Origin of the sequence: Terrisphaera buseokensis (assembly GCF_047521145.2) — a bacterium.
In the GTDB taxonomy this organism is placed as follows: domain Bacteria; phylum Verrucomicrobiota; class Verrucomicrobiia; order Opitutales; family Opitutaceae; genus ER46.
The window spans coordinates 4,925,036-4,938,154 of sequence record NZ_CM134186.1; the positions used below are offsets into that span (position 1 = coordinate 4,925,036).

Here is a 13,119-nt window from a genome sequence, read left to right on the forward strand (position 1 = left end):
CAGCAGCGAGTTCCTTGGAAAAATTCCGACTCCACCGTCGACTCCGTCTTTCAGCAGGGTGCCCACGGAACACACGGAATACACGGAAGCTCAGGCCCGTTTTCCGTGTATTCCGTGTGTTCCGTGGGCCCAAGACTTGGATCCGTCGCAATCGGATTCCCATTCCCCCTGCGTTCGCTCTGATTTTCTTTGCGCCGCCAGCGCCTTTTTGCGGCCATCCTCCTTTCGCACCACGCCTTCATGGATTTCGCCCTGGACCCAGCTTCCGCGCCGCAAGGCTTTCCGCCGATTGATTTCCGCCGGGAACTCAACGACGAACAGTTTGCCGCCGTGACCGCGGAACCGGGGCCACTGCTCGTGCTCGCCGGCGCCGGCTCGGGCAAGACCCGCACCCTCACCTACCGGGTGGCTTACCTGCTTTCGCGGGGCGCGCGGCCCGGCGACATCCTGCTGCTCACATTCACCAACAAGGCCGCGAAGGAAATGCTCCACCGGGTGCACGAGCTGACCGGCGTCGAGCCCGGCCGGTTCTGGGGCGGCACGTTTCACAGCATCGGGCATCGCGCCCTGCGCATGCACGGCGCCGCCATCGGCCTGCCGCGCAGTTTCACGATTCTCGACGCCGAGGAGTCCGAGGGCGTGCTCCGTGACGCCGTCGAGACCGCCGACAAGACGTTCTTCAAGGACAAGACCCATCCGCGCGCGGGTCCGTTGCATTCGATCATCTCGATGTCGCGCAACACGCAGCTGCCGCTGAGCGAGACGATCCAGCGCTTCTTCCCGCAACACGAGGCCATCATCGAGCGCGTGCCGCTCTTCGCGAAGAAGTACGCGGAGAAGAAACGCGAGGCCAGCATCCTGGATTACGATGACTTGCTCGAACACTGGCTCGATCTGTTGAAACGCTCGCCGGAAACCGCCGCGTATTTCGCGCACCGCTTCCGCCATGTGCTCGTCGACGAGTACCAGGACACCAACGTCCTGCAGTCTCAGATCGTCGATCTCATCGGCTCGCACCACCGCGTGATGGCCGTCGGCGATGACGCGCAGTGCATCTACACGTGGCGGGGCGCGAACGTCGAAAACATCCTGACGTTTCCCGACCGCCACCCGGGCACGCAGATTCACCGCATCGAGACGAATTACCGCTCGACGCCGCAGATCCTCGCGCTGGCCAACGGCGTGCTGCTCGCGCAACCGAAGGGCCGCTCGTTCGAGAAGGAATTGCGGCCGCATCGCGCCAATTCGGAGAAACCGTATTTCGTGCAGGCGATGGACGGCCGCGAGCAGGCGCAGTTCATCGTCCAACGCATCCGCGGGCTCGTCGACGAAGGCTGCTCGCTGAGCGACATCGCGATTCTTTACCGCGCGCATTTCCAGGCCCTCGACATCCAGCTCGAACTGTCGCGGCTGCAGATTCCGTATCAGATCACGAGCGGCGTGCGGTTCTTCGAGCAGGCGCACATCCGCGATCTCATTGCGCTGCTGCGCTTCGTCTACAACCCGAGCGACACCGCCGCGTGGAATCGCATCGCCGTGCTGCTGCCGAAGGTCGGCGACAAGAACGCGCAAAAGCTCCACGCCGCCGCGCACGAACACGCGCGTCTGATGCAGCAGGACTTCATCGATGCACTCGCCACCGACGATGTGGCGTCACGCGTGCCGAAGGACGCCAAGGAGGAGTGGCCCAAGTTCGTGGCCTCGCTCCAGCAGGTGAAGGAAATGATGCGCACGATGAAGCCGCACAACGCCGTCGAGATCGCCATCGACGGCTGGTACGGCGACTACCTCAAGGGCGCGTTCTCGAATTACATTTCGCGGCTGGACGACTTGAAATCGATGATCGGTTTCGCGTCGCGCTACGAGGACATGCAGGAACTGCTCGCGCAGGTCATGCTGCTCAACAGCGAGACCAGTGATCGTTCGGCCGATCCCGACGCCGACGCTCTGCGACTGACGACCGTGCACCAGGCCAAGGGCCTCGAGTACTCCGCCGTTTTCCTGATCAGCCTCGCGGACGGCATGTTTCCCCTGCGCCGTGCGATCGAGGCCGGTGACGTCGAGGAGGAGCGCCGGCTGTTCTACGTCGCGGTCACCCGCGCGCGCGACGAGCTCTACCTGTGTTTCCCCAAGGTGAACACCAAGGGCGGGCCCGCGATGCTGCAGACGCCGAGTCGTTTCCTCACCGAGCTTTCGAGTGATCTCTACCAGCCGTTGAAGATGAAGCGCAGCTACGGGTGGTGAGAGCCCGCACGGGCAACTTAAGAAAAAATGTGTCCAGCGTTTGATGTAGGCGGCCACACCGAGACCGCAGAAATCTTACAGGAGGCAACAGAGGCAATCGAGTCCGGGCCTTTTCTCAGTGACCTCCGTTGCCTCCTGTAAAAATCCTCCGGGAGGGTAAACCGACTCTGCGCTGTTCGCCCGTTTGCCGGCCTACGCGCGGGCGAGAGCTACGGCGAAGGCGATGAGCGCGGCGACGATGCCGGCGGCCACGCCCGCGCCCACGAGATCGTTGCGATAGCGTTGAAACGAAAAGGTCCGTCGCAGCTGAAAGAGATCGGCGAGCAGGAGGCCTTCGCCGCGAGCCTCGGCGACGCGCGCCAGCTCGGCGCGTTGGGCCGGCGGGGCATCTTCGACCGACGCCGGCAGATGAAGACGCGCTTGCAGGTGAGTCCAATGCTCCTCCGGTTCCGGTGCCGTAAGCAGGCTGCCCACGACCAGCGCGACCAGACTCGCGGCGAGCGACCAGAGAAAGATATCCTGCCGCCACTCCGCGACATTGCCGTGCCGGTACAGGCTCAGGCCGACGTTCATCCCGGTGCCGACCACGAACGCCGCCAGCGCCCCGGCGCGATTCGCGCGCTTCCACACCAGCCCGGCGATGAACGGCACGCCCATGAAGGCGGCCAGGCTGTCGCTCTGGAGAATTGCATCGAGAACGTTCGGCAGCACGTAAACCAGGCCCATCGATCCAAACGTGAGGATCACTCCGGACACGCGGCCCATCGCCAGATAGTGCGCGTCGGGTGCAGCCGGACGGAAGTACGGCTTGTACACGTTCTGCACGAAGAGCGCGCCCAAATCGACCATCATGGCGGAGCAGGTCGACATGTTGGTCGCGAGCACGCTGGCCACCATGAGCCCGAGGAAGCCGGGGCCGAGCAATGTCTGGCAGGCAACGCCGAAGGCCGCCTCATGATCCTGCAACGGCGGGATCATCTGCCGACCCGCCATCGCAATCACGATCAGGCCGACCAACACCCAGCCGATGGTGCAGATCCGTTTCACCATGTTGCCGTAGGTGAAACCGATCCGGCAGTTCATCTCCGTCTTGCCGGTGCCCACCGCGGCCATCTGCTGCGGTTGGGCGAAGATGCCGAACATGCTTTGGAGACTGAGCACCGCGATCAACCCGAGCGTCAGGCCGCCGGGGACGCTGAGCGAAAGCTGCGCTTCCGTGAGCGACGCCTTCATGGCCTGAAATCCGCCGAGCTTCGCGAGGCCGAACGGCACGATGATGAACGACAGGACGATGATGAGGAAACTCTGGAAAAAATCCGTCACCGCCGCGGAGATGCGGCCACCGACGAGGCTGTAGACGATGAAAATTCCCGTCATCGACCACACCACCACGCCGTGAGGGATCGCGCCGCCCGTCGCCTGGCTCACGACCTTGCCGGCGCCGTTCTGCATCGCCGACATGTTGATCATCAGAAACACGAGGGCGTAAATCCCGTAGAGCAGACCGACGCCCCGCCCGAATCGCGCCTCCATGTAATCCGCGCTGGTCACGCAACGCAGCCGCCGGAACACCGGGGCGATGATCCAGTAGAGCGGCGTGCAGAAGATGAACTTCCAGCCGAACCACAGTCCCGAGAAGCCCCATTGGTACGCCTTGCCCGCGGTGCCGACGGGCTGATCGGCGTGCGTGCCGATGCCGAACGACTGGCCGAGCATGAGGAGCTTCCCGAAGCTCCGGTTGCCCATGAAATAGTGGTTCGTGTCCCTGACCCGTCGCGCAACCGACAGGCCGATGGCCGCAGTGACGAGCAGGTAGCCGACGATGACGGCGAGATCGTAGGGATGAAGTCCGAACACGGGAGCGGGGTGAACGCGGAGCTGGGGTTCCAGAGCGGAGGACGCGTTGCGCCGACGACTTCGTGAGCTTTACCGGCCTCGTGCAATCCCGTTTGCGGGAACTATTCGCACGCCCACGGAACCGGGGCGCGCCGCACCGTACCATGATGGGATGAATCCCCTCCTTCTCATCATCGTATTGCTGCTCTTGTTCGGTGGCGGCGGCTTTTACTTCGGCGGTCCGGTGTTCGGCGGCGGTGCCGTCGGCCTGATTGTCCTCATCTGCGTGATTCTGCTGCTGACGGGCGGCTTCAAATCACGCTAGCCGCGCGCAGCACGCGCTGCGTGTTGCCGCCCCACAGTTTGGCCAGCGCCTCCTCGCTCCAGCCGCGAGCCAGGAGAGCGCGGGTGACGTTGGGATAGTCGCTGACGTCGCGCAGGCCGGCGAAGCCCCCGCCCCCGCCGTCGAGATCGAAACCGATCCCGACGTGGTCAATGCCAGCCACGGCCACAGCGTGCTCGATGTGACGAATCACGTCGTCGAGTGACACCGTCGGGTTGGGGTGTTGCGCGCACACGACATCGTACGCGCGACTCTCCGCGGCGCGCATTTCCGGCGTCGGCACCGCATCGCGATACTGCATCAGCACGTCGGCAATGCCCGCGGTCCGGCCATTGCCGGGATCATCGCGCAACGCGATCGCGAGCGCATTGATTTGGATCACGCCGCCCTTGGTCGCGAGTGCCCGGAGCAGGTCGTCACCGACATTCCGCGGATGATCGCACGCTCCGCGCGGCCCGCTGTGCGACAACACGACCGGCGCGCTCGAGAGCGCGAGGAGTTGTTCGAGGACGGCATCGCTCGCGTGCGAGGCATCGAGCACAATCCCGAGCCGGTTGCACTCGGCCACAATCTCACGTCCGAGCGGGCTCAGACCGCCCCACTCCGGTCCGCGGGGATCCGTCGACGCATCGGCGACCTCGTTGTTGAGCATGTGCGTGAGGCCGAGCATGCGCACGCCCAGCCGGTGAAAGGTCGCGACGTGGCCCGGATCGCGCCCGAGGGAGTACGCGTTTTCAATGCTCAGATAGATCGCACGACGCCCCTCCGCTTTCAGGCGCGGACCGTCGTCCGCCGATAGCGCCAGGCCGCACTGCGCCGCGTTTTCGCGCAGCACGGCATGCGTCCGCTCAAAGCACCGCAGCGCCACGTCGTGAGCCACCGCATGCCCGGCCGGCGTTCGTGCCGCCTGGCCCACGTAGACGGCGAACATCATCGCATCGACGCCGCCGTCGCGCAGCCGCGGCAGATCGCACTGCGATCCATCGACGGCGAAATCGTGGCGCGCACCGAAATCCCAGCCGGGCTTGATCAGCGAGGCGGTGGGCGTGTCACAGTGCGTGTCGAAGGTGAACAAGCGTTCGTGCAACGCGCTCGCGGAATCCGGGGACATCCCGCGGACGATGCGATCCGGGGCCACTGGTGCAACGTGATCTTATCCTCATGTTAGACCAATCGCCCTTTGCTCTTGGACCTCCTGATCGAACGTAGCTACGAGCGCCAGCGAGTGGTCGTTCGGCCACTCGCTGGCGCTCGCAGCCACGGCTACAGTCGAAAGGCATCGAGCGATTGGTACTGCATCTCCGGAGTTGCAGTCACGCGAGACCGCGTCTCTGTCTTTCCGTCACGCTTCACATGTCGAACCCTCCTGTTGAAAACGTCGTCATCATCGGCACCGGTTGCGCGGGTCTCACCGCCGCCATCTACACCGGCCGGGCCAATCTGAATCCGCTCGTGCTCGAGGGCCCGCTGCCCGGCGGCCAGCTCACGACCACCAGCGAGGTGGAAAACTTCCCCGGCTTCGAGCACGGCGTGGACGGCTTTCAGCTCACGCAGAACATGCGCGCGCAGGCGACGCGATTCGGGACGCGCTTCGAGCAGGCGATGGTCACCGCCGTGGATTTCACGTCCACGCCGCGCAAGTTGATCTGCGGAGACCGCGTGATCCTCGCGAAGAGCGTCATCATTGCGACCGGCGCCTCGCCGCGCCTCACCGGGATTCCGGGCGAGAAGGAATTGTACGGCGGCAAGGGCGTGACGACCTGCGCCACCTGCGACGGGGCGTTCTACCGCAAGATGGAAGTCGCGGTGCTCGGGGGCGGCGACAGCGCGGCCGAAGAGGCGCTGTTTCTCACCCGTTTCGCGAGCAAGGTTTATCTCGTCCATCGTCGCGACACCCTGCGCGCCTCGAAGATCATGGCCGACCGCGCGACGTCGCATGAAAAAATCCAGATGGTCTGGGACAGCGTGCCGGTCGAAGTGCTCGGCGTGAAGGAGGGCGCGGTCAACGGCCTCAAGGTGAAGAACGTGAAAACCGGTGCCGAGTCGGTCCTGCCCGTGAAAGGCATCTTTGTCGCGATTGGCCACATTCCGAACACCGGCCCCTTCGCTCCGCCGCTGGACGTGGATGAAGGCGGCTACTTCAAGCCACAGGCGGGCTCTCAGGTGCAGACGAACGTCCCCGGGGTCTATGTCGCCGGCGACTGCTCCGATCATACGTATCGCCAGGCCATCACCGCCGCGGGCATGGGCTGCCAGGCCGCAATCGACGCGGAGCGCTGGCTCGCCGAACACGGCGGCTAGTTTGACGCCCGTACGCGCCCGCGTTTTTTGTAGCGTGCGACCGGCGGCCGGCGTGGAGACCGTTCCCACGTCAACGCCAGTCCCGGAGGATCCGATCGTGCCGAGCCCGAAACCAAACCCGCCCCTCTCCCGCCCACTCGCGGCGCTGCATCGCGAGTTACGGATCCCGGCAACGTATGCGGCGGAGCGCCAGCTCGTCGCGTATGCGGATGCGCCCGCCGGTGAACTGGTCGAGGTGGGCATCAACGACGACGGCCGGCCCATCCTGCTGGTGCGTCCGGCCGCCGAGGCATGGGCCAACATGCGGAGCGCGGCGGCGCGTGATGACCTTGAGTTGATGCCGATCTCGGGCTTCCGCTCGGTGGCACGCCAGGCCGAGATTTTTCGGGAGAAACTCGCCGCCGGTCAGCAGCTCGACGCCATTCTGCGTTACGTCGCCGCGCCCGGTTTCAGCGAACATCACTCGGGGCGCGCGCTGGACATCGGTTCACCCGATCATCTCGAACTCGACGAGGACTTCGCCCACACCGCCGCCTACCGCTGGCTCGAGTGGCACGCCGGAGAATTCGGTTTCACGCTTTCCTACCCGCGCGACAACCCGCACGGCATCGGCTACGAGCCGTGGCATTGGTTCTGGCAGGAAGGGTCGGTGTAGGAGGGAAGCAGTTGAAAGGTGAAAGTTGAAGGGTGAAAGACCGGAGCTGGCCGCAACCCCTAAAGGTTCGGGTCTTTCAACTTTCACCCTTCACCTTTCAACTGCCGCGCGCCGCAGGTCAGAACACCACCTGCACCCGCCCGAGGACGCGATCCTCCTGCGCCTGCGGGCCGGCCGGATTGCCCAGGTGGTAGTTGAACGAAAGTTTCAGATCGTCGCCTTTCAGGTAGTAATTGAAGCCGAGGACCCAGCCGTCGCTGACATTGCCTGCGGCCCGACGATTCGCATCGAACGTTTCGAAACGGGCGACGGCCTGCCAGATCTTCGAGCCGAAAAACCACGTCGCCTGCGCCATCCAGCCGTCGGCAACGATCGTGCTGCCACCAGCGCGGGCGGAGTCGACGCGCAGATACTCCGCCGCCACCTCCAGCGGCCCGCGCGCAAACTGCACATCGATCCCGCGTCCGTCGCGCGTGCCGGTGAAGACACCGGTGTCGCGCGAGTGGAGCAGATTCGCGTTGATCCGCAGGCTGTCGGTGCCGTGCGTCCAGACCACCGCCCCCACGCGCGCGGCCGACATCATCTGGTCGTTATCGTTGTTGCCGTTGTTGGTGCCGTTGCCGTTGAAGAGTCCAGCCGAGTACGTGAGGGTCTCGCCTGCGGCGACACCCGAGAGGCTGGCGCCGATTTGCCGGCCAAAGGTCAGGCGATCGTTGGGCAGCGAGCGTTCGACCGTCACGACCTTCGCGTCACTGATCAACTGTTCGTAGCCGAACGGCGTCTTGAATTGTCCGGCTTGCAGCGTGGCCTGCGGATATTTTCTCCACGTCACATACGCGTCGGTCAACTGCCCGCGATAACCGCTGACGCCCGTGATGGCCGCGTTGCCGAATTCCGGCAGAAACATGAAGTCAACGTTCTCCGCAAAACTTCCGCGCACCATCAGCCGCGCGCGACGCACGAGGAAACGGTTGCGCACGCCGTCGTAGCGGGCATCGGGCACCCCGCCGGCTCCGGCATTGACCTGCAGCAGGCCGCCCACCGCCAGTTTCTCCTCGCGCCCGGCCATCTGGGCGGGAATCGCCGTCGGCACTTTTGTCGCCACGTCGCGGGTCACCTCGCTCAGCTCCCGCGCAACCGGTGCCAGTTCCGGCACGTTCGCGCGATCGCCGAGGCGCGCTTCAATTCGGGCCAGCGCGGCTTCAAGCCGGCTGAGCCGGGCCTCGATCGCAGCGGCATCGGGTTGGGCGTTCGCCACCGCTGCACACAGGCAGCCGGCCAGCGCAAAATATCGTCGGAGGAGCAGCATGGGGAGGGGCGAGGTGCGGGAACGCTGAGCGCGGAGCCGACCGCCTCCAACCCAAATTGCGGTGACTGAAAATCGCGTGTTTTGAAGCCGACGAAGAGAACGGACTCACAGCGAATTCGCAGCCGGTCTCCTGTCGGTGCCACCATCCGCGCTCTTTGTTTAGAATAATTCCAATTATTACTTGCGCCTTAGAACCATTCCAATTCGTTGCTCCTTCCTCCCACACATGGCTGCCACCGAAAACTCCGACGCCCTTTCCCAGCGTCTCGCCGACAGCGGCCTCCGCTCCACGCCCCAGCGCGAGGTGGTTTACGAAGTACTCCTCAAGAAACGCGATCATCCGACGGCGGACGAAGTGTTCGCCCGAGTGAAGTCAGATTTGCCGACAATTTCGTTGGCGACGGTCTACAACTGCCTGGAAACGCTCGTGCAATGCGACCTCGTCCGCGCAGTGAACTTTGAGCGCGGGCCGACGCGGTACTGCCCGAATCTCCGGCCGCACGCACATTTTCACGACGAGAAGACCGGCCGCACGCACGACATCGATCTGCCGCCGTCGGTGCTCGAAACGTTGAACGGCGTTCTGCCCAGCGGCTTCGACGCGAAGTCGGTTGAGATCACATTTCGCGGCAAAGCCCAGTCCGCCTCGGACAGCGCGACCCACACCCGCTGATCTCAGGAACGCTCCGTCACCCGTCTCCCGCCCCTTTTCCACTTTTTCGAATCATGTCCTCGCTCGTCATCCAAAATCTCCACGCCTCCATCGGCGAAAAGGAAATCGTCAAGGGTCTCTCGCTCACGATCAACAGTGGCGAAGTCCATGCCATCATGGGGCCTAACGGCACCGGCAAGTCGACCCTCGCGAAGGTCATCGCCGGGCATCCCGACTACACGCTGACGAGCGGCGACGTGCTGCTCGACGGGAAGTCGATTCTCGGGATGGAAGCCGACGAGCGCGCGCGCGCCGGACTTTTCCTGGCCTTCCAGTACCCGAGCGAAATCCCCGGCGTTTCGATCGCCAATTTCCTCCGCGCCGCCCAGCAGGCGCGCATGGCCGAGGGCGAGGAACTCGACGCCACCGCCTACTACAAGCGGCTCTACTCGAAGATGGACATGCTCAAGATCGACCGGAAGTTCACGTCCCGCTCGGTCAATGACGGTTTCTCCGGCGGCGAGAAGAAGCGCTGCGAAATCCTGCAGATGGCCATGCTCGAGCCGAAGTTCGCGCTGATGGACGAGACCGACTCCGGCCTCGACATCGACGCGCTGCGGATCGTCGCCGACGGCGTGAACGCCCTTCGGAGCACGAATCTTGGCGTGCTGATGATCACCCACTATCAGCGTCTACTTTCCTACATCGTCCCGGATTTCGTGCACGTCATGTACGACGGCCGGATCGTGAAGAGCGGCGACAAGTCCCTCGCCCTCGAACTCGAGGCCAAGGGCTACGACTGGGTCAAAAAAGAACTCGCTGCGGCCGTGCCGGCGTAAGTCCGGCCCGATCTCACATCTTAGATCTCAAATTTCAGATCCACCATGAAGTCCGCAACCGAGACTGTTTCCTCCGCACCGCCCTTTGAAGAGGCGGCCAATCCCGTGGCTGGCATCGACCAGACCAAGGGCGATTTTCAGTACGACATGACGTACGAATTCGACGCCGGCACCGGGCTTAACGAGAAGACCGTCGACTACATCAGCAGCGTCAAGAAGGAGGCGTCGTGGATCCGCGACTTCCGCCACAACGCGCTGAAAGTGTTTCGCTCAAAGCCGATGCCGACGCATTGGGCAACGAAGGATCTCGAGAACATCAATTTCGACAAAATCCGGTATTATCTCTCGCAGGGCCAGAAGCCCAAGCGCACCTGGGACGAGGTGCCGGACGACATCAAGAAGACGTTCGAGCGACTCGGCATTCCGGAGCAAGAGCGCAAGTTCCTCGCCGGCGTCGAGGCCCAGTTCGACTCCGAGGCCGCGTACTCGAATATCAAGGAGATCGTCGCCAAGCAGGGCGTGATCTTCGCCAACTCGACGGAAGCCTTGCGCGAACATCCCGAGATCTTCCGGAAGTTTTTCGGCAAGGTTATCCCGACCGGCGACAACAAGTTCTCCGCGCTCAACAGCGCCGTGTTCTCCGGCGGCTCGTTCATTTACGTCCCGAAGGGCGTGAAGGTCGCGCAGCCGCTGCAGGCCTACTTCCGCATCAACGCGGAAAACTTCGGTCAGTTCGAGCGCACGCTCATCATCTGCGACGAAGGCGCCGAGGTGACGTACATGGAAGGCTGCACCGCGCCGAAGTTCTCGACCTCCACCCTGCACAGCGCGGTCGTCGAGCTCGTCGCCCTCAAGGGCGCGAAGATCCAGTACATCACCGTGCAAAACTGGGCGAACAACGTGTTCAACCTCGTGACCAAGCGCGGCGTCGCGCACGAGGAGGCCGAGATCAAGTGGATCGACTGCAACATCGGCTCCCGCCTCACGATGAAATATCCGGGCGTGGTCCTCAAGGGCCGCAAGGCCCGCGGCGAGGTCATCTCCATCGCGCTCGCCAACGACGGCCAGCACCAGGACACCGGCGCGAAGATGATTCACGCCGCCGACGAGACGACGTCCAACATCGTCGCCAAGTCCATCTCGGTTGGCCAGGGCCGCAGCACGTATCGCGGCGTCGTCCACATCCCGAAGCATCTCAAGGGCTGCAAGAACAACACCGAGTGCGACGCCCTGCTGATCAATTCCAACAGCCGCACCGACACGTATCCGGCGATCACCGTCCGCGGCGACCGCAACTACGTGCAGCACGAGGCCAGCGTCTCGAAGGTGAATGAAGAAATGATCTTCTACATGCAGCAGCGCGGTCTCACCGAGGGCCAGGCGATGAGCCTCGCCGTGAACGGCTTCATCAACGACCTCGCCCGCCAGTTCCCGATGGAATACTCGGTCGAACTCAAACGGCTCATCGACCTCGAAATGGAAGGATCGGTCGGCTGATACCTACTGCGGATTTCGGATTGCGGACTGCGGATTTTCGATCCGCGACCCGGCAGTCGTGCTGAAAATCCGCAGTTCGCACTTCGCAATCCGCAATTTTGCCATGTCCGCTCCCGTTTTAACCAGTCCCGCCAAGTCACTCGTGGGTAGCTTCACCGCCGACGCTTTCGCCGCGCATCTCGCCAGCCTGCCGCCGCTGCCCGCGTGGTGGCTCGATCGCAAGCGCGCCGCGTTTGAACGTTTCAGCGCGCTGCCGATGCCGGTGCGCACGGATGAAGCGTGGCGCTTCAGCAACATCAGCACGCTGACGCTCGACGGTTTCACGCTCGCCGCGCCCGCCACCTCCGTGCCGCACGCGCCCATCGGCATCCCGAAGGCCGCGAAGCTCGTCTTCGCCAACGGCCGGCTCTTCTCGCGCGAAACGCTCCCCGCGGATCTCGCGCAGCGTGGCGTCATCGTCGACACGCTGCAAAACGCCCTCGTCCAGCACGGTGATCTCGTGCGCGAACATCTCCTCGCTCAGCCGCCGAAGCTCGGCGGCGCGAAATTCTCCGCGTTGCACGAGGCCTTCCTCACCGACGGCGCCTTCATCTACGTGCCGAAGGGCGTCGACGTGGAACTGCCGATCGGCGTGTTCTCCTACGCGCTCGGCGACACCACCGCCGTCTTCCCGCACACGCTCGTCGTGGCGGGCGAAAACTCCCGCGTCACGGTCATCGAGTACTTCGGCTCGGCCAACGACACGCAGGCGCAGTTCGCCGCCGGCGCCAACGATCTCTACGCCGGCCATGGCGCGCAGATCACCTACGTCGGCAAGCAGGACTGGAGTCACCGCACGCTGTCGTTCCAGTCGAACTCCACCGTCGTCCGTCGTGACGCCCGCGTGCAGTCGTTGAATCTGCACCTTGGCGGACGCCAGGCGCGCCACGAATCGCTCTCGCAGCTGCAGGCACCCGGCGCGTTTTCCGAGATGCTCGCGCTGACTGTGGCGCATGACGAACAGGAGTTCGATCAGCGCACCTTGCAGATTCACCAGGCGCCGAACACGAAGTCGGATCTCCTCTACAAAAATGCGCTGCTCAACCGCGCCCGCACGATTTTCTCCGGCCTGATCATCGTCGATCCGGACGCGCAGAAAACCGACGCCTACCAGAGTAATCGCAACCTGATGCTCAGCGAGGACGCCGAGGCCAACTCGCTCCCCGGTCTGGAAATCCAGGCGAATGATGTTCGCTGCACGCACGGCGCCACCAGCAGCCGCATCGATCCCGAGCAGGAGTTTTATCTGCAGTCCCGTGGCATCGCGAAAGCCGCCGCCGACGAACTGCTCACGTTCGGTTTCTTCGAGGAAGTGCTGAACCGTCTCACCAACGACGATCTCCACGCGGCCCTCCGCACGCTGATCCAAACCAAGTTCACCAAGTGAGATTGGACAGAATGGAC

Annotated in this window: 11 protein-coding genes; 8 read left to right on the forward strand and 3 right to left on the reverse strand. The window is 63.8% G+C overall.

Going from position 1 to position 13,119, the window contains the following annotated elements:
* Positions 1 to 240: 240 nt before the first annotated feature.
* Positions 241 to 2,244: an ATP-dependent helicase gene (locus tag ACLJEU_RS18515; protein ID WP_414660026.1), complete on the forward strand. Its 2,004-nt coding sequence runs from the start codon at positions 241 to 243 to the stop codon at positions 2,242 to 2,244.
* Positions 2,245 to 2,436: 192 nt separating this feature from the next.
* Here ACLJEU_RS18515 and ACLJEU_RS18520 read toward each other — a convergent pair whose 3' ends face one another.
* On the reverse strand, positions 2,437 to 4,101 hold the full coding sequence (locus ACLJEU_RS18520) for a sodium:solute symporter family protein (protein WP_414660025.1): 1,665 nt from the start codon (positions 4,099 to 4,101) through the stop codon (positions 2,437 to 2,439).
* Between the two features lie 151 nt (positions 4,102 to 4,252).
* Here ACLJEU_RS18520 and ACLJEU_RS18525 point away from each other — a divergent pair, with 151 nt between their 5' ends.
* Complete coding sequence (locus tag ACLJEU_RS18525; RefSeq protein ID WP_414660024.1) at positions 4,253 to 4,405, forward strand: DUF3309 domain-containing protein; 153 nt, start codon at positions 4,253 to 4,255, stop codon at positions 4,403 to 4,405.
* On the opposite strand, the gene ACLJEU_RS18530 is transcribed toward ACLJEU_RS18525, so the two are convergent.
* Complete coding sequence (locus ACLJEU_RS18530) at positions 4,392 to 5,534, reverse strand: dipeptidase (protein ID WP_414660023.1); 1,143 nt, start codon at positions 5,532 to 5,534, stop codon at positions 4,392 to 4,394. The genes ACLJEU_RS18525 and ACLJEU_RS18530 overlap by 14 nt on opposite strands.
* A 242-nt stretch (positions 5,535 to 5,776) precedes the next feature.
* Between ACLJEU_RS18530 and trxB the strand changes: the two genes are divergently transcribed.
* Together trxB and ACLJEU_RS18540 are read left to right on the forward strand one after the other, a co-directional pair.
* On the forward strand, positions 5,777 to 6,724 hold the full coding sequence (gene trxB / locus ACLJEU_RS18535; protein ID WP_414660022.1) for a thioredoxin-disulfide reductase: 948 nt from the start codon (positions 5,777 to 5,779) through the stop codon (positions 6,722 to 6,724).
* Between the two features lie 97 nt (positions 6,725 to 6,821).
* Complete coding sequence (locus tag ACLJEU_RS18540; RefSeq protein WP_414660021.1) at positions 6,822 to 7,379, forward strand: M15 family metallopeptidase; 558 nt, start codon at positions 6,822 to 6,824, stop codon at positions 7,377 to 7,379.
* A 118-nt stretch (positions 7,380 to 7,497) separates the two neighbouring features.
* Here the strand turns inward: ACLJEU_RS18540 and ACLJEU_RS18545 are convergent, their stop codons facing one another.
* Positions 7,498 to 8,688 (reverse strand): porin, encoded by a 1,191-nt coding sequence (locus ACLJEU_RS18545; RefSeq protein WP_414660020.1) that lies wholly within the window; start codon positions 8,686 to 8,688, stop codon positions 7,498 to 7,500.
* A 226-nt stretch (positions 8,689 to 8,914) separates the two neighbouring features.
* Between ACLJEU_RS18545 and ACLJEU_RS18550 the strand changes: the two genes are divergently transcribed.
* From ACLJEU_RS18550 to sufD, 4 genes are all read left to right on the forward strand, one after another.
* Positions 8,915 to 9,361: a Fur family transcriptional regulator gene (locus ACLJEU_RS18550; RefSeq protein ID WP_414660019.1), complete on the forward strand. Its 447-nt coding sequence runs from the start codon at positions 8,915 to 8,917 to the stop codon at positions 9,359 to 9,361.
* A gap of 53 nt (positions 9,362 to 9,414) precedes the next feature.
* Positions 9,415 to 10,179, forward strand: coding sequence for a Fe-S cluster assembly ATPase SufC (gene sufC, locus ACLJEU_RS18555; protein WP_414660018.1), 765 nt, complete (start codon positions 9,415 to 9,417; stop codon positions 10,177 to 10,179).
* A 45-nt stretch (positions 10,180 to 10,224) separates the two neighbouring features.
* Complete coding sequence (gene sufB, locus ACLJEU_RS18560; protein WP_414660017.1) at positions 10,225 to 11,676, forward strand: Fe-S cluster assembly protein SufB; 1,452 nt, start codon at positions 10,225 to 10,227, stop codon at positions 11,674 to 11,676.
* A gap of 103 nt (positions 11,677 to 11,779) precedes the next feature.
* Complete coding sequence (sufD, locus tag ACLJEU_RS18565; protein WP_414660016.1) at positions 11,780 to 13,102, forward strand: Fe-S cluster assembly protein SufD; 1,323 nt, start codon at positions 11,780 to 11,782, stop codon at positions 13,100 to 13,102.
* Positions 13,103 to 13,119 lie beyond the last annotated feature (17 nt).